The organism is Kitasatospora cystarginea (assembly GCF_039533515.1).
GTDB classification, from domain to species: domain Bacteria; phylum Actinomycetota; class Actinomycetes; order Streptomycetales; family Streptomycetaceae; genus Kitasatospora; species Kitasatospora cystarginea.
In genome coordinates, this window is sequence record NZ_BAAATR010000005.1 from 174,568 (window position 1) to 200,372 (window position 25,805).

Below are 25,805 nucleotides of genomic sequence, written 5' to 3' on the forward strand. Positions count from 1 at the left end.
CCCGGCGCAGCACTGGTCGTGCACGGCGGCCGGGAAGCCGGCCGCACACCCGGCAACCGGGGTGCCCTCGCCCCGACCGCTCAGTCCGCGTCGGCCAGCTCGGCGAGGTGCTCGAAGGCGGACCAGGTGGCCCGGGCGGGCGCGAGGCGACCCCCGAGATCGATGTCGCGCAGGCCCTCGTCGTAGGGAATGGTGACGATCTCCCCGCAGCTCTCCGCCACTTCGGGCACCCGGCTGAAGCCGCGGTCGGCATGGGTGGGCCCGTTGTGCACCACTGCCACCACGCTGGACCGGGCGAGCGCCCGGTAGCCCTCCCATTCGAGCAGTTCCAGCAGCGCGGCCGTGTCCCGCAGGCCGCGCTCCGGACCGTCCACCAGTACGAGCCGGTCGGCCGTGTCGAGGACGGCCCGGACGTGGGTGTCGAGCGTGGGTGCCCGGCAGGTGGTGACCGCCGTCTCGTAGTGCTCCTGCAGGACGCCCAGCACCTTCCGGTACTGCTCCCCGGTCAGCGCGTCCTGGCGGCGGCCTCCGCCCAGAATGTGCACTCCGTCCGGACCGGGACTCAGGTACTCCCGCAGTGCGCTCCACACGGGTGTGTCCTCCTCCTCGGCCAGCCGCCACAGCCCGTCGGACACCGTTCTCTGCCCCAGCGCGCTCAGGGCGTGAGCGCCCCGGCCGGAGTCCAGGGCGACCACCGGCCGCCCGCCGGAGCGGGCGAGCGCTGCTCCCAGCATCACGGCCGTGGTCGCCAGCCCGACGCCCACGGCGGGCGAGAGCACGGCGATCCGGTGGAACCGGGCCGGCGGCGGTGGCGGCTCGGCTCCGCCGCCGTGCTCGCCGGCCGGCCCGACCCGGGCGGCGTCGGCCACGGTGGCGCCGCCGAGGGCCGCCATCGGCCGTGGGCCCACCGACTGGTGCCCGTTCAGCAGCGCCCGTCCGCGCTGGGACATCCAGGCCGTCAGCCGGCCGTCCTCGGCCCCCGGGCCCACGCGGCCGCGGAAGTCGGCGACGATCCGGTCGAGCCCGGGCCTGCTCTTGGCGTCCTCCCGCAGGCAGTGCGCGACCAGGGTGAGCCAGCTGCGGTCCTGCAGGGTCGGCTTGCCGACCATCTCACCCCAGATCAGCCGGTAGTCGTCCCATTCACGGACCGCCGGGTCGAACTCGCGTCCGGTCGCGCAGTAGTGGAGCACCTCCCCCAGCGCGTAGACGAGGCTGCCGACGGACAGCCAGGGCGGCCTGCGGAAGACCGCGGCCCAGGACCGCTCGTCGCTCAGCAGACGGGAGACGGCCGGGTTCCCCCGCCAGTCCAGGATCACGGGCGCGTCCCCGGTGATGACGATCCGGTCCAGGTCGAGGCGGGCCGGGGCGGTCCCGTTGTCCAGCACCCGGCGCAGCGCGATGGCCAGGTGCAGCGCGAGGTGGTGCAACAGCTCGGAGTTCAGCAGCGGGCCGCAGCCGTCGACGAACTCCCGCAGGGTCGGCGCGGGGCGCCCGGCCGGGGTGAGCGGGACGGTGGTGGCCAGCCAGGGATCGGAGTCACCCGCCCCGACCGCGATCACCCTCGGGGCGTAGCGGGTACCGACACTGTGCAGGTTCCGGGCTTCGGCCCGGATCAGCCGGATGCGCTGGCTCTCGTGACCGGGGATGATCCGCAGGCTCACCACCTCCCCCCGGTCGTCCGCACCGACGTATGTCCATTCCTCGGTCGCCGACCGTCCGAGCACCCGGTAGGGGCCGGCGGCGTACGGGTCTCCCGGCCCCCGTGGGAGCATCCTGCCCATCGCCGCCAGGGCGGCGGCCAGCGGCGGGAGTTCGACCGGACGCTCGGCCGGGCCGGCCGCCGGATGTGCCGGTACTGCGGACTCCCGGACTCCGAGGCGGTGCAGCAGGGTTCGGCCGGCCCAGGCGAACGGGGTGTCCGCCTCGGGCTCCGCCGGGCCGGCTCCGGTGTCGAGCCAGCTCGGGAAGTCCGCCGAGCGGCCGACCAGCGCGTCGAGCAGCCTGCCCACCTGGCGGCTGACGTCGAGCAGTTCGGCGGTCGGCACCGAGTCCAGCAGCACGTCCTTGACCGGCCCGGGGAAGTCGAACGCCCGCTGGGCGGCGGGCCGGGCGGCGGTAGGAGCGGTGGGGCGCAGCAGACCGCCGAGGACGACCTCGGCGAGCGGCACGGCATCGGTGGTGCCGAGCAGGGTGGCCTGGATCAGCCGCATCACCGGGACGGTGACCGGTGCGCGGGCGGCGAGGTGGGCGGCGAGGCGGTGCGCCTCGGGGGAGGCCGCGCGCTGGAACCGGTCGAGGCGCAGCCGGGCCAGGGTGTCCGGATCGGGCCTGGTTGCGGCCGTCCGTCGGGCGGCGGAGCGGGGTTCCCACAGCGGCAGCCGCATCCCGCCGCCGGGTGCGGCGAGGAACCGGGACCAGTCCGTCAGCGCGGCCGGGGTGAGGTCCAGTACCGGGATCGGGATGCCGGTCGCGGCTTCCCCGGCCGGCTGCCAGTCCGCGTTGCGTGCGCCGGGGTGCGGAGCCCGCACCGCGCCCTGCCCGGCGGCCAGCCCCGTCCCCGGCCACATCCGGCGCGGGAGGGCGTGCAGCACGGCGGTCGGCCCCGAACTGCCCCACCGTCGCAGCACGGTGTGCATCCGGCCGTCCCGCCAGGCCGCTCCGGCGCCGTCGCTGAACAGCAGGACGAGGGTCTCCCCGGTGGGGTCCGCCAGCATCCCGGGGTCGAGCGCGCCCGCCGGCTCGGCTCCGTACGGGCTGCTCACCAGGCGGATCCCGCCCGGCTTGCGGGTTCGCAGCCCGTGGACCCGCACGTCGCGGAAGGCGCCGCTGCGTTCCAGCAGCAGCCGCAGGTCGGTCACCGTCCGCTGCCAGAGCAGCATCGAGATGCCGTCGTCCACCACCAGGTCGCAGCGCAGCCAGTGTTCCCTGGCCGGGCGGAGGACCAACTCCAGCAGGCCGCCGTCGGCGGTGGCGGCCACCGTGGCCGCTTCGTCGATCTCGGTACGGCGCCGGCTGGGCCGGTACCGCTTGAGTGGGCGCAGGGCCCGACCGAGCGTCAACTGGTCGGGCAGGCCCTGGAGTTCGGGGACGCGTACCGGCTGGAGCCGGGCGGTGCCCGTCGCCCGGTCCACCGTCGGGCGGTCGGTGGCGTGCAGCGGGCGGGCGGGGGGCGCGGGAGCGGGCGGTGTGTCCTCCGGCCGTGGCAGCGGGTCGGGGGCGGCCGAGGCGCTGGTGGCGGGCGCGGTGGCGGGCCGCGCCGGACGCTCCTGCTCCGGACGGGCGTTGGCGACGGCGGCCAGCGGGGCGCGGTGGTCCGCCGGCAGCCGGCCGGCCAGCCAGAGCGCGTCGAGCAGCTCCTGCGGGGCGAGTTCGACGCCCGCGCTCGCCAACACGTCCAGTACCGAACGGAACTCCACCGCCGCCTCCCCTCTCAGACCGCTCCGCCGAGCCTGCGCAGCACCGCGTCGAGCAGCTCGCCCGCGTCCAGGCCGATGCCGCCCTTGCGCAGGAAGACGGCGTTGAGCAGCTGGTCGGTGGCCAGCTCCCCTTCGGCGCGCCGCTCCAGGAAGGTGCGCAGCACGTCCTCGGCACCGTCGAGTGCCTCGGGGCCCAGATGAGCGGCGACGATGCTGCGCAGCCGGGTCTCGTCCGGGTCGGGCAGGTCCAGGCGCAGGCAGCGGCGCAGGAAGGCGGGCGGGAAGTCGCGTTCGCCGTTGCTGGTGATCACCACGACCGGGAACTCGGTGCAGCGGATCCGTCCCCGGACCACCCGGGTGCGGCGGCCCCCGCCGTCCGCGGTGAGCACGTCCACCTCGGCCTCCGCCTCGGGGAGCCGGGCGAGTTCGGGGATCTCGAAGGCGCCCTCCTCGAAGGCGGTCAGCAGGTCGTTCGGGAGGTCCACGTCGCCCTTGTCGAGCTCGTCCACCAGCAGGACCCGGGGGCGCTCGGCCGGGACCAGCGCGGTACCGAGCGGCCCGAGGCGGACGAAGCTGCCGATGTCCGGCTCCGCACGGGCTCGTTCGTGCGGGAGGGCGCTCTCGCGCAGCAGGGTGCTCTCCCGGAGGCGGCCGATGGCGTCGTAGCGGTAGAGGGCGTCCTGGAGGGTGGAGCGGCTGTTCACCGGCCAGTGCAGGACCTCGCCGAGGCTGAGCTCATGGGCGATGGCGTGGGCGAGGGTGGACTTCCCGGTGCCGGGGTGGCCGGTGACCAGCAGGGGACGGCGCAGGTGGAGTGCGGCGTTGACGATGTCGGTCTCGGTCCGGTCGATCAGGTAGCGGCCGGCCGGTGCGCCGTCGGGCGTCCGGCCGAAGCTGCGCCAGGGCGGGGCCGGGGGCATGGCGGGTGTCCTGGCCCGGTTGTCGCCGTGGAACAGCCACCAGTCGGGCGGTGGGTCGCAGGGGCTGTCCGGGGTTTCGGACGGGTGGTGCGGGCTCATCGTTCGCGGTCCCTCGTCATTCGCCCTCCTGGGCAAGGTCGTTGTCGTACAGGTCGTCCGGGTCGCCGAGTTCGAGTACGGGCGGAGGCGGCCGGTCCGGGTCCTCCCAGGCGAGCACGGGCCGCAGCGGCCGGGAGCCGTCGGCGAAGACCTCGGCCCGGTAGCGGCGGACCCGTTCGGGCAGGCCGAGGGCCGGGCCGTCCGGTGCGAGCGGTTCGAAGTCCTCGGCCCGGTAGGCGGTGTGGGACTGCCGGTCCCAGAGCACCACGGGTACGCCGAGCCGCAGGCAGTCGGCGGCGAAGGCGGTGCGGCGGGCCCGGTCGGCGGTGCGCAGCACCACCCTGGCCGCCTGCTGCTCGCGCTGCACCGCGCCGGTGACGTGCCGGCGCTCCCGGCAGCGCTCGTCCAGGTGGAGTGCGGCCGTCGCATCCAGGTGCTGCCAGCGGCGGCGCAGGCGCCTGGCGCGCTCCTTGGCCTGGACCGGGGGGAGTTCCCCGGCCAGTCGGACCACCATCCGGTAGGCGATGCCGAGGGGTTCGGTGTCGGCGTACCGGTCCTGCGGGTCGGCACTGTCCCAGGCCTCGACCGGCAGGCCGAGTTCCGGCTCGTCGAGGAAGACCTCCACCAGCGGGTCCTCGGCGGCCGGTTCGACGGCGGGCAGGTCCTCGTCCCAGGTGGCCAGGACGGTCCGGATGAACCTGGCGACCTCGTCCGGGGCCAGCGGTCCGGGGGTGGGCGCGGGGACGGGGCGCAGCATCCGGTCGCCGCTGTCGGCCCAGGCGGCGCAGCGGAAGCTGCCCTCCCCGCCCTGCCCGGGGTACTCGTAGCGGGTGAGGCTCACGGCGATCCGGGGTCCCGCCGTCGTGCCGCCCGTCCGGGCCTGGACGTGCCGGGACGCGGCCCACTCGGCGGCGGTGGCCCGGTGCTCGTGCAGCACATCGGTGCCGATGCCCAGCCGGGCGGCCACCCGTCCGCACCAGGAGCGCAGCTCCGCGCCGTGCTGGGGCTCCCGGGCCCCGTCGGCCCAGGCGGCGTGGTACTCGACCGCACGCAGCAGCGGTGGTACCCGGGGTGTTCCGGGCCGGTCCACCGAGTTGCCTCCGGTGTGGCGCTCCAGCTGCGCGATCAGCCCGTCCAGCAGGCGCTCGGCCCGGTCGCGGCGGCAGGCGTTCCGGGTCGCCGGTTCGTCGGCGGGCAGCAGGAGTTCGGGCGGTAGCCGGATCTCGGGGGCCGCCTGGCCGATCGCCCGGACGAACACGGCGGGGTCGGTGTCCGCGAGGGCGTCGCGCAGCCAGCCGTACTCGCCCGGCGAGAGCAGGGCGGCCAGGCCGGTCGACCGTCCGACGGCCAGGAACTCGGCCGCGCCCGGGTGCCGGGCACCGAGGTGCTCCACCAGGGCCGCCAGGCCGCGCGGTTCGGTGGCGAGCAGGTGCGCGAAGCCGTCCGCGTCGGGCCGCCACCCCGGCGGGACGTGCCGGCTGCACTCCCGGGCGACGAATCGGGCGGGCCCGTCCGGGCCTTCCGCACCGGGCAGGAACTGGCGTATCAGCATGGCGAGTCGGCGCCGCAGCGGGTCCACCGGCCCGGGGCCGTCACCGCCGAAGACGCCGTCGTTCGGGAGCAGGCTGGCCGCCGCCTGAGGACCGAGGGCGTTCCTCAGCTCCTCGGCGATGCGCTGCCAGGAGATCGCGAAGCTCCGGTCGTGGAATCCTCGTCCCACCGTCCCTTCGGTGGACCGGAGTTGACCGACCACCAGCCCGACCACCGCCTCGTCGTCCGGCGACCAGAGCGGCCCGCCGCTGTAGCCGGGGCCGATGATCGGCCCGCCGCTCGCCTCGACGTCCAGGTAGCAGACGTCCGGACCGGTGTACTGGACCCGGGTGTCCACGTACGACATCGGAAGCCCGTTGCCGTACCAGGCGCGGACCTTCTGCTGTCCGGTCATCCGGCCCCAGCGCTGGGGGCGCACGTCCGCCGGCGGGGCCGCGACGAGGCGGAGGACCGCCAGGTCGCCCTGCCAGCCGAAGGCACCCTCGGGCACCCGCTCGCCCTCGGCCGTGCGCGGCGGGATCCAGGAGGCGAGTTCACCGTCGACGGTCCCGCCCCGGAAGGAGATCCGCAGGGTCACCGGCCCGGGGTGGCCGGGGTCGAACCCCTTGCGCCGCAGTGCCATGTTGACCACATGGGCACAGGTGAGCACCGAACGCCCCGACAGGAACACCGCACCGCCGCACACCTCGCCGGTGTGCACGTCGAGTACCGAGGCGTACGAGTCGAGCAGAACCTGCTCCGCCGCGCACGCCTCGTGCTCGGACCAGCCCATGCCCCCGGCTACCGTGCCGAGGGCACGGACGAGGGGGCGGCCGAACCGGGCGGCACGGCCGCGCCGCCGGCCCCGTCCGTACCGCCGGTAGCCGGCTGCGGCGCGAGCTGCCAGGTCGCCGAGACCTTCAGGCTGGACTCGCCGCTGCCGCCCACCACGGCCAGCTTGAGGTCGGTGCCGAACCGCACGCCGAACTCCACCGACACCGTGTCAGGACGGTCCGGCACCCCGGCCACGGTGTCGTGCACCTCCTGCAGCAGCGGCACCAGCGGGCGCAGGGCGGAGCGCAGCGAGCCCTGCGCGAGCCTGGTCACCCGCCCGGCCCGCCGCTCGCCGTCCTCCTGTGACCGCTCGCCCTCGGTGTCCCGCCCCACCGCACGACCGCCCGCCATCCCGGGCGGCAGGCCCCCTTGCGGGGCCGGGGCCGGGACGGGAGCCGGTGCGGGCTCCGCCGCCGGCTCGGTGGCGGGGAAGGCGTGCAGCATGACCGACGTACCGTCAGTGAAGGCGAATTCGAGGAACGATGACATGTCCCCGATTCTGCCCACTTCCGCCGGCCCCCGCAGGCGGATCAGCAAGATCATGACTTCTGGGGCCGGTCACCCGCCCGACTCCCCGTCAGCCCGGGAGTTCTCCGGCCTTGCCCGGGTCCGTGAGGCCCGCCATCGGGTCGCGGGGCCGGGCGAGCACCTGCTCGGGGGTGAGCCGGAGGTCCTCGGGGCTGCGGCAGTTGCGCACGGCGGTCCAGGTGAAGGGGACCGACACGGCGGGCGTGGGCCCGGCGCGCAGCGAGTAGGGGGCGGCCGTGGTCTTGGCGCTGCTGTTCTGCGACCAGTCGACGAAGACCCGGCCGTCCCGCAGCGACCTGTCCATCCGGTCCACCACCAGGTCGGGCCGGTGGGCGCGCAGCCGGGCGGCGAGCCTGCGGGCGTAGTCGGTGGCGGCCCGCTCCGGCACCGGGCGCAGCGGCACCAGCAGGTGGAGGCCCTTGCCGCCGGACGTCTTGGGCCAGGCGGTGAGGCCGTCGGCGGCGAGTTCCCGGCGGGCCAGCAGGGCGACGGTGCAGCAGTCCACGATCGTGGTGCCGGGCCCCGGGTCGAGGTCGACGATCAGCCGGTCGTGCTCCTCGGGGTCGTGCCGCCATTGCGGGACGTGGATCTCCAGCGCGCCCAGGTTGGCCGCCCAGAGCAGGGTGGGCAGGTCGGCGACGACGACGTGCCGCAACGTCTCCGCGCGGTGCTCGACCTCGAGGGTGGTGAGCCAGTCGGGGGCGCCGGGCGGCACCCGTTTGGCCCAGAAGCGCTCGCCCGCGACGCCTTCGGGCAGGCGCAGGAAGGAGGCGGGCCGCCCGGCCAGGTGGGGCAGCAGCAGCGGCGCGGCCTTCAGGTAGTACTGGAGGACGGCGGCCTTGGTCCAGCCGGTCTCGGGGTAGTAGACGCGGTCGAGGTGGGTCAGCCGCAGCCGCCGTCCGTCGATCTCGGTGACGGTGGCACTGGGGTCCGGGACGGCGGGCACCGCGTCACCGCCGAGGCCGGGGGGCACGGCGGCCACCGGCCCAGCCGAGCAGCCGGCGGGCGGTGTAGCAGGTGACGATCCGCTCCGGCCCGATCCCCGCGGCCTCCGCTCTGGCGCAGCCGTACGGCTGCCAGTCGAGCTGACCGGGTACGTGGGCGTCGGTGTCGACGGCGAACAGGCAGCCGGCCTCGGCGGCGAGCCGGAGCAGCCGCATGGGCGGGTCGCGGCGCTCGGGACGGCAGTTGATCTCCACGGCGGTGCCGGACTCGGCGCAGGCGGCGAACACCTGCTCGGCGTCGAACCGCGACTCGGGCCGGGTCTTCCCGTCCCGGCCGTCGCCCACCAGCCGGCCGGTGCAGTGGCCGAGCACGTCGGCACGCGGATTGCGGACGGCGGCGAGCAGTCGGCGGGTCATCGGCACCGGCTCCATCCGCAGCTTGGAGTGGACGGAGGCGACCACCACGTCGAGCTCGTCGAGCAGCTCGTCCTCCTGGTCGAGGCTCCCGTCGTCCAGGATGTCGCACTCGATGCCGGTGAGCAGCCGGAACGGCGCCAGGCGCTCGTTGACCTCGGCGACCGCGTCGAGCTGCCGGCGCAGCCGCTCGGGGCTGAGCCCGCGGGCGACCGTGAGGCGCGGCGAGTGGTCGGTGAGCACCGCCCAGGAGTGGCCGAGCTCGCGGGCGGCGCGCGCCATGGTCTCGATCGGGCTGCCGCCGTCCGACCAGTCGGAGTGCAGGTGGCAGTCGCCGCGCAGAGCGGCGCGCAGCCGCCCGCCGCCGGTGGCCAGCGGGTGCGTGGCGCGCTGCTCCAGCTCGGCGAGGTAGGCCGGGGTTCCTCCGGCGGCGGCCTCGGCGATCACCCTGGCCGTGGTCGGACCGATGCCCTTGAGAGCGGCGGCCCCAGCAGCCAGAGTGGAGACATCGGGGTCGGCCGCGAGCCGGGCCCGGACGGCCTCGGCGGCGCGCCGGAAGGCCTGCACCCGATACGTCGAGGACTGCTCGCGCTCCAGCAGAAAGGCGATCCGCTCAAGCGCCCGAAAGGGGTCCATGTGCCGGAGGTGCCCGGTGCGGCAGCTGCGGAAACGGTGTTCCGGCAGTTCGCACGGGGCGCCGCCGGGATGTCGCGGCGGCCGTTCGGGCGATCCCCGGGCGGCTCCGTCCGGGGGATCCGCCGGACGGGCGGGAACGGCGGCCCGGCGATCCGGTACGGCGATCCAGTCAGGGGGGATCCGGGGGGCTCGTCCCGGGGGGCCTAGGAGGAACTGCCATGCATGACCCCCACACTCCGCACCACCGCTCCGAGGGCATCCCGCCACTCGCCCTGGAGACGGACGTCCTGCTGCGCGAGCTCTCCCAGCTGCACCGCACCCGACACGAGACGTTCCTGTACGGCTCCGAGGAGGCACTGCAGCGCCACACCCTGCGCACCGGCCAGTTGGAGGCCGAGTACCTGCGGCGGTTCCCGCTCCGCCAGGTGACCGCCGGGCGGACCAGGACCGGCTCCCGCGCCCGCGAGGCGGCCGCCCGCGCCGAGGCACACCCGGAGTGAGGCCATGCCCATCGCAACCGTGAACCCCGCCACCGGCGAGACCCTGGAGACCTTCCAGCCGCTGGACCCGTACGAGCTGGAGCGGCACCTGGCCAGGGCCGAGGCCGCCTTCCGCGAGTACCGCACCACCACCTTCGAGTTCCGGTCCCAGCTGCTGCGCCGGGCCGCCGAGGTGCTCGACACCGACCGGGACCGGCTGGCCCGTACCGTGACCGTCGAGATGGGCAAACCGCTGGCCCAGGCCGCCGCCGAGACCGCCAAGTGCGCCCGGGCCCTGCGCTGGTACGCCGACCACGGCGCGGCACTGATCGCGGACGAGCGGCCCGCCGAGGACGACGTCGCCGACTCGGGTGCGACGGCCGCGTACGTCCGCTACCGCCCGCTCGGGGCGGTGCTGGCCGTCATGCCGTGGAACTTCCCGCTCTGGCAGGTGGTGCGGTTCGCGGCGCCCGCGCTGATGGCGGGCAACGTGGGCCTGCTCAAGCACGCCTCGAACGTGCCCCGGACGGCCCTGGCACTGGAGGAGGTGTTCCGCCGGGCCGGCGCGCCCGAGGGCTGCTTCCAGACCCTGCTGATCGGCTCCGGCACGGTCGCGGCGGTGATCCGGGACCGCCGGGTGGCGGCCGTGACCCTCACCGGCAGCGAACCGGCCGGCCGCTCGGTCGCGGCCGTGGCGGGCGACGAGCTGAAGAAGACCGTGCTGGAACTGGGCGGCAGCGACCCGTTCGTGGTGCTGCCCAGCGCGGACCTGGACGCCGCCGTCCGCACCGCCGTCAAGGCCCGCACCCAGAACAACGGGCAGTCCTGCATCGCGGCGAAGCGGTTCATCGTGCACACGGACGTCTACCCCCGGTTCACCGCCGAGTTCGCCAAGGCGATGGGGGCGCTGCGGATCGGCGACCCGCTGGAGCCCGACACCGACATCGGCCCGCTCGCCACCCGGCAGGGGCTGGACGACCTGTCCGCACTGGTCTTTGACGCGCTCGCGCGCGGCGCCGTCGCCGAGTGCGGCGGTGAGCGGCTCGACGAGGCGATGGGCCAGGGGTGGTACTACCCGCCGACCGTGCTCACCGGGATCACCTCCGCGATGCGGATCCACCAGGAGGAGGCGTTCGGACCGGTCGCCTCGGTATACCGGGTGGACAGCCTGGAGGAGGCGGTGACGCTGGCCAACGACACCCCGTTCGGTCTGAGTTCCAACGTGTGGACCACGGACCCCGGCGAGCAGGAGCGATGCGTACGCGACATCGAGGCGGGCGGCGTCTTCTTCAACGGGATGACCGCCTCGCACCCCGCCCTGCCCTTCGGCGGCGTCAAGCGCTCGGGCTACGGCCGCGAGCTGGCCGGGCACGGCATCCGCGAGTTCTGCAACGCCACCACGGTCTGGCTGGGGCCCACGTAGCAGGCCGCCACGAGGCCCGTCCATCGGCCGGGGAGCGTCTCCACGCGCTCTCCGGCCGACGCGGCGCCGGCCGGAGGCGGTGGTGTCGGCCTGGCTGCGGCGCGCGGGCCGTGCGGCCGGTCAGGAGACCGCGCGCAGGCGCCGCTTCGGGCGGGCCGCCCCCTCCAGGGCCTGCTGGAGTTCGTCCCGGGTCATGCCGGAGCGGCCCTGGATGCCCTGCTCGGTCGCCATCCGGTACAGCTCGGCCTTGCTGAGCTTCGACAGGTCCGGGCCGGCGGAAGCCTTCTTCGTCCTCGGCGCCGCGGACGCCTTCGGCCGTCCCCCGGCCTCCTTCCCGCGCGCCTGCTCGGCCTCCTTCCCGGTCCCGGCCTTCCCGGTCCCGGCCTTCCCGGTCCCGGCCTTCCCGGTGCCCGCCCCGGCGCCACCGCCGTCGCCCGCACCGGCCTGCCGCAGGCTGCGCTGGAGCACGTCCATCAGGTCCACCACATTGGTGGACGCCGGAGCCGGGGCGGCAGCCACCGTCTCCCGACCGCTGAGCCTGGCCTCGACCAGCTCGCGGACCTGTTCGCCGAAGGTGTCGTGGTGGGCCTCCGGGTCCCAGTCGACGCTGAGGGCCTCGATCAGCTGGCAGGCGGTGGCCAGCTCCTTCTCGCGTGGTGCGAACTCCCCCGGCAGGTTGTCCACCTCACGGTGCGGATCGCGGACCTCGTCCGCGTAGTGCATGGTCTGCAGCACCAGCAGATCGCCCTCCGGCCGTACCGCCGCGAGGTACTGCTTCCCGCGCATCGCGAAGGTCGCCAGCCCCGCCCGTCCGGTCTCGGTCATGGCCCGCAGCAGCAGCCCGTAGACGCCTGCGTACTCCCTGCCGCGCGGGCCGAGGTAGTACGTCCGGTCGAAGAAGATCGGGTCCACCTGCTGGAGCTCGACGAAGCCTCCGATCTCGATCGACCGGGAGCGTCCGGGTGAGAGCTCCTCCAGCTCGGAGGGCTCGAAGACGACGTACTCGCCCTCGGCGACCTCGTAGCCCTTGACGATGTCGCCGTACGCGACCTCCTTGCCGGTGCGCTCATTGACCCGCAGGTTGCGCACCCGGTCGGAGGTACCGCGCTCCAGCTGGCGGAAGTGCGGTGAGTGGTCCTCGGTGGCCGCGTACAGCGCCACCGGGACGGCGACCAGCCCGAAACTCAGGGTGCCGGTCCAGATCGGCCTGGCCATGACGGGCCTCCTCGGTCTGCCGTCCACGCTCGCTGCCCGTGGCTCCTGCCCACCGGCGCCCCGCGATCCGCCGCTGTCCATGGTCCGCCGCGCCCGGTCGATCGGCCAGTCCGTCCGGAGTCCGCCGGACGGGTGGCAGGGCGGGTCCGTGGGGCGGGCGGACGGCGTGCGGACGCACCCTGGAGGGGTGAGCACATCCGCCCGCCCGTCCGCCGGACCGGGGCCGCTCCCCGAGTCGCTCAGCCCGATGCTCGCCAGTTCCGGCACCCGCCGGGAGTTCGACGCCGGCTGGATCCTGGAGCGGAAGCTGGACGGCATCCGCGCGCTCGCCTACCGCGACGGCGAGCTGGTCCGGCTGGTCAGCCGCAACGGCAAGGCGCTGGAGGCCGGTTACCCCGAACTGGTCGCCGCCCTGGCCGCACAGCCCGTCCAGCGCTTCGTGGTCGACGGCGAGATCGTCGCCCTCGACCACGGCGTGACCAGCTTCGAACTGCTCCAGCGCCGGATGCAGCTGCGCGACGCCCGCCGGGCCCTGGCCACCGGGGTACAGGTCACCTACTACCTGTTCGACCTGCTCCACCTTCAGGGGTACGACACCACCCGGCTGCCGTTGCGCTCACGCAAGAAGCTGCTCCGGCAGGCGATCCGGTACGGCGGGCCGCTGCGCTTCACCGTCCACCGCAACGGCGACGGCCCGGCACCGCTCGCGGAGGTCTGCGCCCGGGGCTGGGAGGGCCTGATCGCCAAACGCGCGGACAGCCCCTATGTGCAGCGGCGTTCACCCGACTGGCTCAAACTCAAGTGCTCGGCCGCGCAGGAACTGGTGATCGGCGGCTTCACCGCCCCGGCGGGCAGCCGGGTCGGCTTCGGTGCGCTGCTGCTCGGCCACTACCGCGACGGGCGGTTGCACTACGCGGGCAAGGTCGGCACCGGCTTCGACACCGCCACCCTGCACCGGCTGCGCACCGCTCTCGACGCCGTCGCCCAGCCCGCCTCCCCGTTCGCCGGGCCGGTGCCGGAGCGCGCCGCCCACTGGGTCCGGCCCGAGCTGGTCGCCCAGGTCGCCTTCACCGGGTGGACCCGCGACGGCCGGCTGCGCCACCCGCGCTTCCTCGGCCTGCGCGAGGACAAACCACCCGGCGACGTGGTCCGAGAGCCCTGACCGTCGCCCTCGCCGCCGCCCTTCCCTGCCCGGGAGCGGGGGCACCGGGGTCCGAGGCATCGGGGAGTGTGACGAGTGACACTGAAGGCATGGACGAGTCGCGTCGGCCTGCGAAGGGGGACATCTTCACCCCGCCCGTGGTCGTACGCCCGCCGACCCGTGGTGCGCGGCCGTACCGCCGGGTGGAGATCTACGGCCGCCTGGTCGGCAAGGCGTACGACGAGGCCGACGTGTCCGAGTTCATCCGCCGCGCCGGGGTCGACGATCCCGATCTGGACGACCCGGATCTGGTCGGCTGGCGCGGCGGAGACCGCACGGTCTGGTCCGCCGAGCCGGCCCCTCATCCCGGGGAGGCGCCGACCGGGCCCGTGGGGAGCGCCTCCGAGGAGACCGCCTCCGAAAGGACCGCCTCGGAGGAGACCGTCTCCGGGGACACCGCGGGGGGGAACACCGCCCCCGAGGAGCCGGCGACGGCGCCCGAACCCGCCGAGTAGTTACCGAGCCGTGCTGCTCGCGTACTGTCGCGTAACAAACCCGCTTGGTATGAAGCTATTCAGATGCCCCCCACACACCCGTTTCACGCCTCTGAATCCCAGGGGGAATTCCCGTACCGGTATGCAATCAGCGGGGAGTCTGCGCAGGCCACGGCCATTCTCAAGTAACCCTCAAATCTCGACCGGTCTCCCGGCCTCACCGGTCCGCAACTCCGCACGCAGGAAGGCGAATTGACGTCAGGATTCATCCGGCATTCATCGGCGGAGCGGCTCGGAATATAACTATTCGGATTCATGGGCTGTTCCCGGGGATTCCCGCGCGCCTAACCTTGGGCAACTCTCAACCCCCTGCCATCACCCGAGAGGTCACCTCCCCCATGGCACATGTTGACCAGCTCGCCCCGTCAGTCTCCCCGCCGACCGGTTCGTCTTCCGGATCCGGCCGCTCCCTTCGCCGTGAGGTCGGTCTGATCGGGCTGCTCTGGGCCTCCGTCGGTTCGATCATCGGATCCGGATGGCTCTACGGCGCCAAGAACGCCGTGGTCGCGGCCGGCCCCGCCGCGATCGTCTCCTGGGGCATCGGCGCCGTCGCGATCGTTCTCCTGGCCTTCGTCCACGCCGAGCTGGGCGGTCTCTTCCCCGTCGCCGGCGGCACCGCCCGCTACCCGCACTACGCCTTCGGCGGCCTGGCCGGCATGTCGTTCGGCTGGTTCTCCTGGCTGCAGGCGGCCACCGTGGCCCCGATCGAGGTCGAGGCGATGATCGGCTACGCCGGTCACTGGGACTTCGCCAAGGGCTTCCTGAATGCCAACGGCACCCTCACCGCCAGCGGGTTCACCGTCGCGGTGCTCCTGATGGGCGTCTTCGTCGCGGTGAACTTCCTCGGTGTCCGGGTGCTGTCGCACACCAACAGCATCGCCACCTGGCTGAAGATCTTCGTCCCGCTGTTCACGATCTTCGTGCTCGCCGTCACCCACTTCCACGGCAGCAACTTCACCTCGCACGGCTTCATGCCCTTCGGCGCCAAGGGCGTGCTCGCGGCGATCAGCACCAGCGGCATCATCTTCGCCCTGCTGGGCTTCGAGCAGGCCATCCAGCTGGCCGGTGAGAGCAAGAACCCCAAGCGGGACATCCCCCGCGCGGTGCTCGGCTCGGTCGCCATCGGCACCCTGATCTACACCCTGCTGCAGGTGGTCTTCATCGGCGCCCTGCCGGTCTCCGCCTTCGCCAAGGGCTGGGCCAACCTGGACTTCCCGGGCATCAGCGGTCCGTTCGCCGGTCTCGCCACCGTGGTGGGCCTCGGCTGGCTGGCGGCGGTGCTGTACTTCGACGCCATCGTCTCCCCCGGCGGCACCGGCCTGATCTACACCACCTCCACCTCGCGCATCTCCTACGGCCTGAGCCGCAACGGCTACGCGCCGCAGCTCTTCGAGAAGGTCGACAAGCGCGGTGTGCCGTGGTTCGGTCTGATCATCTCCTTCGTCACCGGCGTGATCTGCTTCATGCCCTTCCCGAGCTGGCAGGAACTGGTCGGCTTCATCACCTCCGCCAGCGTGCTGATGTACGCGGGTGCCCCGCTGGCCTTCGGCGCCCTGCGTCGCCGGCTGCCGGACCGCGAGCGCTCCTACCGCCTGCCGTTCGGTGAGTTCATCGCCCCGCTGTCCTTCGTGGTCGCCAGCCTGATCATCTACTGGACCGGCTGGACCACCCTGGCCCGCCTGGGTGCCGCCATCGTGATCGGCTACCTGCTGCTCGGCTCCTACGCCCTGTACGCCACCAAGAAGGGCCTGCCGAACGCTCCGCGCCTGGACTGGAAGCCCGCCCAGTGGCTGCCGGTCTACCTGCTGGGCCTCGGCGTCATCTCCTGGCAGGGCGGCTTCGGCAACGGAACCGGCAACATCCCGATGTGGTGGGACATGGCGCTGGTCACCGTGTTCGCCCTGGGCATCTACCAGTGGGCGATCCGGGTGGCGCTGCCCTCCGACGCGATCGAGCAGAACATCGAGGACGTCGAGGTCGTGGACGAGGGCGGCCACTGATCACCCTCGACTGATCACCGGCCACTGACCACGGACCGCCGATCCGGCCGTCGACCTCCAGGTCGCAGAGCCCCACGGCCGACCGGCACCTTCGACCAGCGGCCCGGAAACCCAGCCCGGTCGGGCCCTCCCAAAAAAGGGAGGGCCCGACCGGGCTTCCGCGTTCCGGCGGGCCGGGCCCGGGCCCGTGGATTCCCAGCCTCCGGCCGGGAGGTACCTACGGGGGGCGACCGTCGGCACCGACCCCACCGATCAGCGGCCGGAGGGCGGGTGACCGGCACCGGCCGGCACCCGCCGTGCGGACCGTCCCGGACGAGGACCACCCGGGGCGACTCCCGGCTGCCGACTACCGCCGCTCGGAGTCCTTGTCCGGCTCGGGGAGCCGGATGGACTGGGCGTGGCGGAAGACGTCGTACGGATCCCACACCGCCTTCACCCGCTGCAGCCGCCGGTACGTCTCGCGCCCGTAGTAGAGCTCGTGCCAGGGCTGGTGGCCCTTCTTGTCAGGGGGGTTGAAGGCCGGGTCGGAGAGGTCGACGTCGGGGTAGTTGACGTAGCAGCCGTCGGTGTTGCTCGTGGGGAAGACCTCGCCGGGGGAGGCGGGGACGCCGTTGGTGGGCGAGTAGACGTCCTGGTAGAACCTCCGGATCCAGCGCAGGTGGACGTTCTCGCTCTCCGGCTGGGCGTCCTGGTAGTCGCGGACCTGGTCGCCGGTCACGTCGGAGCCCCAGGTCCAGTACGCCTGGTACTGGAGCTTCATGACCGACGAGCGCTGCGGAACCGCCGTGGCGTCCCGGGGGACGTCGTTCACCCTGCCGCCGTAGGAGTCCACCTGGAGCAGGGCGTCGGGGTTCCGGTAGCCGGGATCGGTGAGGTTGCGGTAGATCGCGTCGATCTGGTGCTCGGTGAACCCCGCCGTCATGTACGCGGACTTGTACTTGCCGCAGCGGTTGGGCCCGGAGGAGTTGAGACTCTGGGTAGCGGTGAGCCACGGCAGGCGCGTCGGCACGTACAGCGCGGTCTGCGCCGGGTGCTCGCCCATCTCGCTGTCCAGCGGGCCCTCGGTGATCTCGGACGCGTCACCCGTGCGGAACTCCGGCGTGATCCAGTCGAGGAAGGCGTTCAGCCGCGCCGCCGAGTCGTCCCGGTCCCCGTCCATCTGGACGACCAGGCCGACCTTGCCGTTGCTCATGTGCGTCAGCTTCAGCAGGGTGAACATGTCCCGGTAGTCGTAGTCCCGGATGAAGTCGGGTCCCTGGAAGTCGCGTTCGCCGCGCTCCCGCTCGAACTCGAAGAACGCGCCGTAGCGCCGCAGCATGGCCTTGAACCGGTCGGGGCGCTTCCTGAAGCCGTCCCAGTCCCAGCTGAGCGACCTGCACAGCACCCGGGACGGCGGTGCGGGCAGGTCCCGGAACCAGTACCGGGTGATCACTCCGAAGTTGCCGCCGCCTCCACCGGTGTGGGCCCACCACAGCTCGCGGCCCGGGTCGTGCGGCTCCCGGGTGGCGACCGTGATCCGCGGTGTCCTGCCGTCGGCGGCCGTGACCACCTCCACCGCGTGGAGGTAGTCCACCGTCAGGCCGTGCAGCCTGGAGAGCAGACCGTAGCCGCCGCCCGAGACGTGGCCGCCGAGACCGACCGAGTAGCAGGAGCCGCCGGGCAGGGCGAGGCCGTAGGGGCGATAGAGGTGGGTGGTGCTGTGCCAGTTGCTCGCGCCCGCCTCGACGCAGTACGCCTTCATCGCCGGATCGTGGTACACCCGGCTCATCTGGCTCACGTCGATGATGACCCCGACGTCCGCGGAGGAGACGAAGTTCTCGTAGCAGTGGCCACCGGAGCGGACGGTGATCCGACGCTTGCGGAGTTCCGGACCGGCGAGGTAGTCGCCGAGCGCCGCCACCACGTCGTCGGTCCTGGTGGCCACCACGACGTACTCCGGCTCGGCGATCCACCGCTGGTTGAACCCCCGACGCAGCGCGTCGTAGCGGCGGTCCCCGGGACCCACCTCGATCGGTCTCGACGCCGGCATGGCAACCCCTTGGACTGCGGTAGGACGACTACGGAGCGCTACCGAACGCTAGCACTCGAATGCGGTGCGTCACTCCCCCGTCCGGGCGAAATCCCCGCGGGTCGACCGATCCGTTGACAGCTCGGCATCGGCACCCAGATGCTAAGCAAGCGCTTAGTCACCGATCCCGATGCGGCCGCCGGCCCTCCACCACCGCCACCCAGACGAGGAAGTCCATGAGCGATTCCCCCGAGCCCCCGCCCGGCCTCGACCTCGCGCGGCTGCGCGACCGACTCGACACCGAGCTGCCCGGCACCGTCCACGGACCGCTGCGCGCACGGCTCTTCGAGGGCGGCAGGTCGAACCTCACCTACCTACTGGAGGACGGCACCGACCGCTGGGTGCTGCGCCGTCCGCCACTCGGCCATGTCCTGGCCACCGCGCACGACATGGGACGCGAGCACCGGGTCCTGGCCGCACTCCACCCGACCCGGGTGCCGGTGCCACGGCCGCTGCTGCTGGTCCAGGACGAGTCGGTGATCGGCGCGCCGTTCTACCTGATGCAGTACGTGCCGGGCACCCCGCACCGGGACGCGGCGGCGCTCACCGCGCTCGGACCGCAGCGGGTGCACGCACTGGGGCTGCACCTGGTGGACACCCTGGTCGAGTTGCACGCCGTCGACCCCGCCGCCGTCGAACTGGCCGACTTCGGCCGCCCGGCCGGCTTCCTGGAGCGGCAACTGCGCCGCTGGGGCAAGCAATTGGACGCATCCCGGAGCCGCGAGCTGGCAGGCATCGACGAGTTGCACGAGCAGCTGGCCAGGACCCTCCCGGCTTCCCCCGAGCCGACCCTGGTGCACGGCGACTACCGGCTGGACAACGTCCTGGTCGGCGCGGACGACCGGATCACCGCGGTGCTGGACTGGGAGATGTCCACCGTCGGCGACCCGCTCACCGACCTCGGGCTGCTGGTGATGTACACCGAGCTCGCCCGCCGCTACGACGGAATCCTGCCCGGCGCCGCCCTCGCCGAGGGCTTCCCCGACAGCGCCGGGCTGGTCGGCCGCTACGCCGCCGGCTGCGGACGGGACGTCTCCGCGCTCGGCTGGTACGTCGGCTTCGCCTCGTTCAAGCTGGCCGTGGTGCTGGAGGGCATCCACTACCGCTACACCCGGGGCGGCACGGTCGGCACCGGGTTCGACCGGGTGGGCGAACTGGTGCCCGTCTTCGTGCGGTTCGGCCTCACCTCGCTGAAGGAGCGGTGACCGTGGACTTCTCGTACGACGCCAGGACCGAGCAGCTGCTCGGGCGGCTCGGTTCCTTCATGGACGAGTTCGTCTACCCCGCCGAGCCCGTGCTGGCCGCGCAGCTCGCCGATCCGGCGCGTGAGCCGTGGACCGTACCGCCGGTGTTCCGTGAGCTGCAGGCCGAGGCCAGGTCGCGCGGGCTCTGGAATCTCTTCTTGCCGGGCGAGTTGGGCGCGGGTCTGACCAACCTCCAGTACGCGCCGCTGGCCGAGCTCACCGGACGCAGCGTGCTGCTCGCGCCGGCCGCGCTCAACTGCGCCGCGCCCGACACCGGGAACATGGAGCTGCTGGCCCAGTTCGGCGACGAGGCCCAGCGGAAGCAGTGGCTGGAGCCGCTGCTGGCCGGCGAGATCCGGTCCGCCTTCGCGATGACCGAGCCCGAGGTCGCCTCCTCTGACGCCACCAACATCACCACCCGGATCGAGCGCGACGGCGACGAGTACGTCGTCAACGGCCACAAGTGGTACATCACCGGGGCGATGAACCCCGAATGCCGGATCTTCATCGTGATGGGCAAGACCGACCCCGCCGCCGAGACCCGCCGGCAGCAGAGCATGATCCTGGTGCCGCGCGACACCCCCGGCGTGACGGTGAAGCGCGGGATGACGGTCTTCGGGTACCGGGACGACGACCACGGCGGGCATGCCGAGATCGTGTTCGAGAACGTCCGGGTCCCCGCCGCCAACCTGATCGGCGAAAGCGGCTCCGGCTTCGCCATCGCCCAGGCCCGGCTCGGCCCCGGCCGGATCCACCACTGCATGCGGGCGATCGGAATCGCCGAACGCGCACTGGAGTTGATGTGCCGCCGGGCCTGTGAGCGGGTCGCCTTCGGCAAACCGCTGGCCGCGCAGGGCGTGGTGCAGGACTGGATCGCCGAGTCGCGGGTGCGCATCGAGCAGGCCCGGCTGCTGGTGCTGAAGACCGCCTGGCTGATGGACACGGTCGGCAACCGGGGCGCGCACACCGAGATCCAGGCCATCAAGATCGCCGTACCCGCCGCGGTCGAGTGGATCCTGGACAAGGCCGTCCAGACCCACGGTGCGGCCGGGGTCGGCCAGGACACCCCGCTGGCCCAGCTCTGGGCCGGCATCCGCACCCTGCGTCTGGCGGACGGCCCCGACGAGGTGCACAAGCGCTCGCTGGCGCGGCGCGAGCTGCGGCGCCACGAACGGTCCGACAAGCGATCGGAAGAGGTGGGCTGAGGTGTCATCGGACCTCCGAGCGCGGGTCGAGGCACTGCTGGCGGCCCACGATCCCGCCACCACCGGGCGCCCGGACTTCCTGCGGGCCCGCTTCGACGCCGGCCTCGCCTGGGTGCACTTCCCGGTCGGGCTCGGCGGACTCGGCGCACCCCGGGCCCATCAGGCCCTGGTGGACGCCGAGTTGGCCGCTGCGGGCGCGCCCGACAACGATCCGCGCCGGATCGGGATCGGGCTCGGCATGGCCGCGCCGACCATCCTGCGCTACGGCACCGAGGAGCAGAAGTCCCGCTTCCTGCGGCCGCTGTGGACCGGCGAGGAGGTGTGGTGCCAGCTGTTCAGCGAGCCCGGCGCCGGTTCCGATCTGGCCGCCCTCGCCACCCGGGCGGTGCGCGACGGCGACGACTGGGTGGTCGACGGGCAGAAGGTGTGGACCTCCAGCGCGCACACCGCCCGCTGGGCCATCCTGCTCGCCCGCACCGACCCCGACGTGCCCAAGCACCAGGGCATCACGTACTTCATCTGTGACATGACCGACCCCGGGGTCGAGGTCCGGCCGCTGCGCCAGATCACCGGGGAGGCCGAGTTCAACGAGGTCTTCCTGACCGGCGTACGGATCCCCGACGCCCTCCGCCTCGGCGCCGTCGGCGAGGGCTGGCGGGTCGCGCAGACCACCCTCAACAACGAGCGGGTGGCGATCGGCGGCCAGGCCGTCCCGCGCGAGGGCGGCATGATCGGCGTGGTGGCGCAGACCTGGCGCCGACGGCCGGAGCTGCGCACCCACGAGCTCCACCAGCGGCTGCTGAAGGGCTGGTTGGACGCCGAAGTGATCCGGCTGACCGGCGAGCGGCTGCGCCAGCAGCTGGCGCTCGGCCAGCCAGGCCCCGAGGGCGCGGCGATGAAACTGGCCTTCGCCCGGCTCGCCCAGGAGCTCAGCGGCCTGGAGGTCGAACTCCTCGGTGAGGAGGGCCTGGCGTACGACGACTGGACCATGACCCGGCCGCAGATCGTCGACTTCACCGGGCGCGAGGCCGGGTACCGCTACCTCCGGGCGAAGGGCAACTCGATCGAGGGCGGCACCAGCGAGATCCTGCGGAACATCATCGCCGAACGGGTGCTCGGCCTGCCCGCCGAACCGCGCACCGACAAGGACCTGCCCTGGAAGGAGCTCCCCCGATGAACGCCCCGGTGCTGCTGTACTCGGAGATCGAGGAGGAACTCCGATCCAGCGTGAGGGACTTGCTGACCGATCACTGCCCGCCGAACGCCGTTCTGGCGCGGTGCGAGGGCCCCGGGCCGTACGACCTCGGGCTCTGGCGGCGGCTGGTGACGGAGCTGGGAGCGGCCGGGCTCCAGGTACCGGAGGAGTTCGGCGGGGCGGGCGCCTCGCTGCGCGAAACCGCCGTGGTACTTGAGGAGTTGGGCCGTAGCGCGGCACCGGTGCCGTTCCTCGGGAGTGCGGTAGTGGCCACCGCGGCACTACTGGCCTGCGGCGCGGGCGAGCCGCTGGCCACACTGGCGGAGGACGGGACTGTGGCGGTGCTGACGGTGCCGTTCTCGACACCGCCCGGCAGCGGGTTCCCCGACGGTGTACGGGTCGACGTGGACGGGACGTTGAGCGGGCGGGTGACCTCGGTGGCCGACGCCCTGCCGGCCGCACTGCTGGTGGTGCCGGCAGTCGGTGCGGACGGCCCGGGCCTGTACCTGGTGGAGGCGGACGCGCCCGGGGCCGACGTGGTCCGACGGACTTCGCTGGACCTCACCCGGCGGCTGGCCGACGTGACCCTGCACGGCGCGCCCGGGCGGAGGCTGGCCGGTCCGGACACGGCGGCCGCGGTGCTGCAGCGGGCGCTGCTGACCGGGGCCGGGCTGCTGGCCTCGGAGCAGCTGGGCATCGCCGAATGGTGTCTGGCGACGACGGTGGCGCACCTCAAGGAGCGGCGGCAGTTCGGGCGCGTGCTCGGCTCGTTCCAGGCCCTGAAGCACCGGCTGGCCGATCTGTGGCTGGACACGGTGGGGGCTCGGGCGGCGGCGCGGTACGCGGCCGACGCGCTGGCCGGTGACAGCCCGGACACGGCGGTGGCGGTGGCGGTCGCCCAGGCGCACTGCGGAGCGCTCGCGGTGCGCGCGGCGGAGGAGTGCATCCAGTTGCACGGCGGCATCGGGATGACCTGGGAGCACCCGGCACACCTGTATCTCAAGCGGGCCAAGGCGGACCAACTCGCCCTCGGCACACCGGGGTTCCACCGGAGCGCGCTGGCCGCCCTGGTCGACCTGCCGGGCCCGGTGGGCTGACGGCCGGCCGGGGGCGGGCGCGGGAGAGCTCCACCGCCTCGAACCGAAGGGCCCGCCGGCCCCGGAAAGAACGAGCGACAAGCGACCGGGGGACGAGGGAGCGCCGGAGGGGCCCCTCGCACCCCGCCTTCGGCCTGGGGCCGGGTACCCCTGCCCGAGGGCGGGCGAGGAGGACGGGCGGCAGCGCCGACTCCGTCGATCGGCGGCTCCGCCGCGGGGAGCGTCCGGAGGCGAGCGGGCGAGGAGGCGTTGCCGGTCCAGCACTTCCCGCGCCCCCGAGGTGCCCCGAGGTGCTGCCGCGGCCGGCAGTCGGTCGGGCTCAGGCGAGGACGGCGATCCGGCCGACGGAGTCGCCGGCCGCGACGCGCTGGACCGCCTCGGCGGCACGCTCGAGCGGCAGCCGTTCACTCACCAGCGGCCGCACCGCGCCCTTGGCCGCCAGTTCGGCCAGTTCGGTGTGCGCCGCCCGGACCGCCTGCGGGTCCTTGGTGTTGTAGAGACCCCAGTGCAGCCCGAGGATCGAGTAGTTCTTCACCAGCGCGTGGTTGAGCCCCGGGGACGGAATGCCGCCGCCTGCGAAGCCGACCACCAGGATGCGACCCTCGAAGGCGATGCACTTGGTGGAGCCGGTGTAGGCGTCGCCGCCGACCGGGTCGAAGACGACGTCGGCGCCGTGCCCGCCGGTCGCCTCCTTGACCACCGCGATGAAGTCCTCGGCCCGCCGATCGATCACCAGGTCGACTCCCAGCTCCCGCGCCCGCGCGGCCTTTTCCGGCCCGCCGACCACCCCGATCACGGTGGCCCCGGCCGCCTTGCCGACCTGGACGGCCGCACTGCCGACCCCGCCCGCCGCGGCGTGCACCAGCAGGGTCTCCCCCGGGCGGAGTCCGGCCCTGCGGTGCAGGCCGAACCAGGCCGTCTGGTAGCCGATGTGCAGCGCCGCCGCCTCGGCGTCGTCCAGTGCGGCGGGTGCCGGGAAGGCACCGTCGGCGGCCATCAGCGTGTACTCGGCGAAGGCTCCGGCCGGCAGCAGCGGCGTCCCGACCACCCGCTCCCCGGCCCGTTCCCCGCCGACCACCTCGCCGCAGAGCTCCACCCCCGGGGTGAACGGCAGTGGCGGACGCACCTGGTACTGGCCCCGGCACAGCAGCGCGTCCGGGAAGTTCACCGCCGCCGCCCGTACCCTGACCAGCAACTGGCCCGCCCCCGGCTCGGGTTGCGGAACGTCCGGGCGCAACTCCATGACGTCCCGCGGCTCACCGAGCGCGCCGACCTGCCAAGCCCTCATTCCGTTCGTCCCTTCTCGCCCTGGTACCCGTCGATGCGCTGCTGAAGCCGGTTCATGCCGTCCAGCCAGCGGTCCGGATCGCCGGCCCTGGCCGTGTAGTAGTCGCCGACCTCGGGGTGCGGCAGGATCAGGAAGGTCTCCGACTCGATGCCGCGCAGCAACGCGGCCGCCACACTAGCCGGTTCGAGCGCGGACTCGGCGAGCAGCACCTGCCCGGCGGGCCCCGAGTCGGCGAGCATCCTGGTCCGTACGCCTTGCGGGCAGACGGCGTGCACCCGCAGGCCCCGGTGGCGGTAGCTGGCCGCGAGCCACTCGGCGAAGGCGAGGGCGCCGTGCTTGCTGACGGCGTACGGCGCCGACCCGAGCATGGTGAGCAGCCCGGCGGCGGAGACGGTGGCGACGAACCGGCCCTCGCCGCGCTCCAGCCAGTCGGGGAGCAGCAGTTCGGCCGCGCGGACGTGGGCCATCACATTGACCTCCCAGGCGCTGGCCCAGGCGGCGGGTGAGGCGTCGGCGCCCCCGGCCGGGGCGACTCCCGCGTTGGCGCAGAAGACGTCGATCCGGCCGAGTGCCCTGCGGGCGGCGCCGATCAGCGCGGCGACGCCCTCGGCCGCCGCGGCGTCGCCCGGCGCGGGGATGCCGCCGATCCGGGCCGCGACCTGTTCGGCCGCCTCGGCGTCCAGGTCGTTGACCACCACCCGGGCTCCCTCGGCGGCGAAGGCCGCGGCGATGGCGGCGCCGATGCCGCGTCCGGCGCCGGTGACGACCACGCCCTGACCGGCGAGCGAGGTGCTCACATCCCACCGCCGAGGGTGACGCCGCCGTCCACCACCAGGGTCTGGCCGGTGATCCACCCGGCGTCCTCGGAGAGCAGGAAGGCGACGGCTCCGGCGACGTCCTCGGGCAGGCCGAGCCGTCCGAGCGGGTAGGCCCGGGCGACCTCCTCCTCGCGGCCGTCGTACAGGGCCTCGGCGAACCTGGTCTTCACCACTGCGGGGGCGACTGCGTTCACCCGGATGCCGGGACCGAGTTCGGCGGCGAGTTCGGTGGTGAGCCGGATCAGCGCCGCCTTGCTGACGCCGTACATGCCGATCCCGACCGAGCTGCGGATGCCCGCGATGGAGGCGACGTTGACGATCGCGCCGCCGTGCCCGCCCATCCAGGCGTCGCGGACGAGCCTGGTCCAGGCGAGCGGCGCGAGCACGTTGACGCCGAGGATCTTGGCGGCGGCGTTCGGTTCGACGTCCAGGATCGAGCCGTACACCGGGTTGATGCCGGTGTTGTTGACCAGGTGGTCGAGCCGTCCGAAGGTCTCGATGGTGCGCTGGACCGCCTCCTGCTGGTGCGCGTCGTCGTCCGCCTTGCCGGCCACGGCGATGGCGTTCTCGGGGCCGCCGAGGTCGCGGACGGCTTCGGCGAGCGGTTCGGGGTTGCGGGCGGTGATGCAGACCTTGGCGCCGCGCTCCACCAGCGTGCGCGCGATGCCGAGGCCGATGCCGCGGCTTGCTCCGGTGACCACGGCCACCCGGCCCTTGAACGAAGGGGTCATCGCCATTCCTCTCGACAGCGGCAGGG

Annotated in this window: 20 protein-coding genes; 9 read left to right on the forward strand and 11 right to left on the reverse strand. The window is 73.5% G+C overall.

Annotated features, from left to right (window positions below):
• Positions 1 to 80: 80 nt before the first annotated feature.
• From ABD369_RS08135 to ABD369_RS08160, 6 genes are all read right to left on the reverse strand, one after another.
• On the reverse strand, positions 81 to 3,416 hold the full coding sequence (locus tag ABD369_RS08135; protein WP_344635563.1) for an SAV_2336 N-terminal domain-related protein: 3,336 nt from the start codon (positions 3,414 to 3,416) through the stop codon (positions 81 to 83).
• Positions 3,417 to 3,430: 14 nt separating this feature from the next.
• Positions 3,431 to 4,435 carry an AAA family ATPase gene (locus ABD369_RS08140; RefSeq protein ID WP_344635564.1) on the reverse strand — a complete coding sequence of 335 codons (1,005 nt, stop codon included), beginning with the start codon at positions 4,433 to 4,435 and terminating at the stop codon, positions 3,431 to 3,433.
• 16 nt (positions 4,436 to 4,451) lie between these two features.
• Entirely contained in the window at positions 4,452 to 6,758 is a 2,307-nt protein-coding gene (locus tag ABD369_RS08145) for a VMAP-C domain-containing protein (RefSeq protein WP_344635565.1), read from the reverse strand.
• Between the two features lie 8 nt (positions 6,759 to 6,766).
• Positions 6,767 to 7,288, reverse strand: a complete 522-nt coding sequence (locus tag ABD369_RS08150; RefSeq protein ID WP_344635566.1) for a CU044_2847 family protein — start codon at positions 7,286 to 7,288, stop codon at positions 6,767 to 6,769.
• A gap of 88 nt (positions 7,289 to 7,376) precedes the next feature.
• The gene (ligD, locus tag ABD369_RS08155; RefSeq protein ID WP_344635567.1) at positions 7,377 to 8,309 is read right to left on the reverse strand and encodes a non-homologous end-joining DNA ligase; all 933 of its coding nucleotides are present in this window, start codon (positions 8,307 to 8,309) and stop codon (positions 7,377 to 7,379) included.
• On the reverse strand, positions 8,278 to 9,321 hold the full coding sequence (locus ABD369_RS08160) for a PHP domain-containing protein (RefSeq protein WP_344635568.1): 1,044 nt from the start codon (positions 9,319 to 9,321) through the stop codon (positions 8,278 to 8,280). The genes ligD (ABD369_RS08155) and ABD369_RS08160 overlap by 32 nt, the downstream gene beginning before the upstream one ends.
• 218 nt (positions 9,322 to 9,539) lie before the next feature.
• On the opposite strand from ABD369_RS08160, the gene ABD369_RS08165 reads away from it, so the two are divergent.
• Positions 9,540 to 9,821, forward strand: coding sequence for a DUF6158 family protein (locus ABD369_RS08165; protein ID WP_344635569.1), 282 nt, complete (start codon positions 9,540 to 9,542; stop codon positions 9,819 to 9,821).
• A 4-nt stretch (positions 9,822 to 9,825) separates the two neighbouring features.
• The gene (locus ABD369_RS08170; protein ID WP_344635570.1) at positions 9,826 to 11,223 is read left to right on the forward strand and encodes an NADP-dependent succinic semialdehyde dehydrogenase; all 1,398 of its coding nucleotides are present in this window, start codon (positions 9,826 to 9,828) and stop codon (positions 11,221 to 11,223) included.
• 120 nt (positions 11,224 to 11,343) lie between these two features.
• Here the strand turns inward: ABD369_RS08170 and ku are convergent, their stop codons facing one another.
• Positions 11,344 to 12,438: a non-homologous end joining protein Ku gene (ku, locus tag ABD369_RS08175; protein ID WP_344635571.1), complete on the reverse strand. Its 1,095-nt coding sequence runs from the start codon at positions 12,436 to 12,438 to the stop codon at positions 11,344 to 11,346.
• A gap of 247 nt (positions 12,439 to 12,685) precedes the next feature.
• Between ku and ligD (ABD369_RS08180) the strand changes: the two genes are divergently transcribed.
• From ligD (ABD369_RS08180) to ABD369_RS08190, 3 genes are all read left to right on the forward strand, one after another.
• The gene (ligD, locus tag ABD369_RS08180) at positions 12,686 to 13,600 is read left to right on the forward strand and encodes a non-homologous end-joining DNA ligase (protein WP_344635718.1); all 915 of its coding nucleotides are present in this window, start codon (positions 12,686 to 12,688) and stop codon (positions 13,598 to 13,600) included.
• Between the two features lie 89 nt (positions 13,601 to 13,689).
• Positions 13,690 to 14,094, forward strand: coding sequence for a hypothetical protein (locus ABD369_RS08185; protein ID WP_344635572.1), 405 nt, complete (start codon positions 13,690 to 13,692; stop codon positions 14,092 to 14,094).
• Between the two features lie 377 nt (positions 14,095 to 14,471).
• Positions 14,472 to 16,133, forward strand: a complete 1,662-nt coding sequence (locus tag ABD369_RS08190) for an APC family permease (protein WP_344635573.1) — start codon at positions 14,472 to 14,474, stop codon at positions 16,131 to 16,133.
• A gap of 346 nt (positions 16,134 to 16,479) precedes the next feature.
• Here the strand turns inward: ABD369_RS08190 and ABD369_RS08195 are convergent, their stop codons facing one another.
• Positions 16,480 to 18,162 (reverse strand): FAD-binding oxidoreductase, encoded by a 1,683-nt coding sequence (locus ABD369_RS08195; RefSeq protein ID WP_344635574.1) that lies wholly within the window; start codon positions 18,160 to 18,162, stop codon positions 16,480 to 16,482.
• Between the two features lie 215 nt (positions 18,163 to 18,377).
• On the opposite strand from ABD369_RS08195, the gene ABD369_RS08200 reads away from it, so the two are divergent.
• Genes ABD369_RS08200 through ABD369_RS08215 form a run of 4 tightly spaced genes read left to right on the forward strand, consistent with a single transcriptional unit; the run spans position 18,378 to position 22,942 of the window.
• Positions 18,378 to 19,406, forward strand: a complete 1,029-nt coding sequence (locus ABD369_RS08200) for a phosphotransferase family protein (protein ID WP_344635575.1) — start codon at positions 18,378 to 18,380, stop codon at positions 19,404 to 19,406.
• Between the two features lie 2 nt (positions 19,407 to 19,408).
• Complete coding sequence (locus tag ABD369_RS08205) at positions 19,409 to 20,650, forward strand: acyl-CoA dehydrogenase family protein (protein WP_344635719.1); 1,242 nt, start codon at positions 19,409 to 19,411, stop codon at positions 20,648 to 20,650.
• Between the two features lies 1 nt (position 20,651).
• Positions 20,652 to 21,827 carry an acyl-CoA dehydrogenase family protein gene (locus tag ABD369_RS08210; RefSeq protein WP_344635576.1) on the forward strand — a complete coding sequence of 392 codons (1,176 nt, stop codon included), beginning with the start codon at positions 20,652 to 20,654 and terminating at the stop codon, positions 21,825 to 21,827.
• The gene (locus ABD369_RS08215) at positions 21,824 to 22,942 is read left to right on the forward strand and encodes an acyl-CoA dehydrogenase family protein (RefSeq protein WP_344635577.1); all 1,119 of its coding nucleotides are present in this window, start codon (positions 21,824 to 21,826) and stop codon (positions 22,940 to 22,942) included. Before ABD369_RS08210 ends, ABD369_RS08215 begins: the two co-directional genes overlap by 4 nt.
• A 319-nt stretch (positions 22,943 to 23,261) precedes the next feature.
• On the opposite strand, the gene ABD369_RS08220 is transcribed toward ABD369_RS08215, so the two are convergent.
• Genes ABD369_RS08220 through ABD369_RS08230 form a run of 3 tightly spaced genes read right to left on the reverse strand, consistent with a single transcriptional unit; the run spans position 23,262 to position 25,779 of the window.
• The gene (locus ABD369_RS08220) at positions 23,262 to 24,230 is read right to left on the reverse strand and encodes an NADPH:quinone oxidoreductase family protein (protein WP_344635578.1); all 969 of its coding nucleotides are present in this window, start codon (positions 24,228 to 24,230) and stop codon (positions 23,262 to 23,264) included.
• Complete coding sequence (locus ABD369_RS08225; RefSeq protein ID WP_344635579.1) at positions 24,227 to 25,027, reverse strand: SDR family oxidoreductase; 801 nt, start codon at positions 25,025 to 25,027, stop codon at positions 24,227 to 24,229. The genes ABD369_RS08220 and ABD369_RS08225 overlap by 4 nt, the downstream gene beginning before the upstream one ends.
• Positions 25,024 to 25,779: an SDR family oxidoreductase gene (locus ABD369_RS08230; RefSeq protein ID WP_344635580.1), complete on the reverse strand. Its 756-nt coding sequence runs from the start codon at positions 25,777 to 25,779 to the stop codon at positions 25,024 to 25,026. Before ABD369_RS08230 ends, ABD369_RS08225 begins: the two co-directional genes overlap by 4 nt.
• Positions 25,780 to 25,805 lie beyond the last annotated feature (26 nt).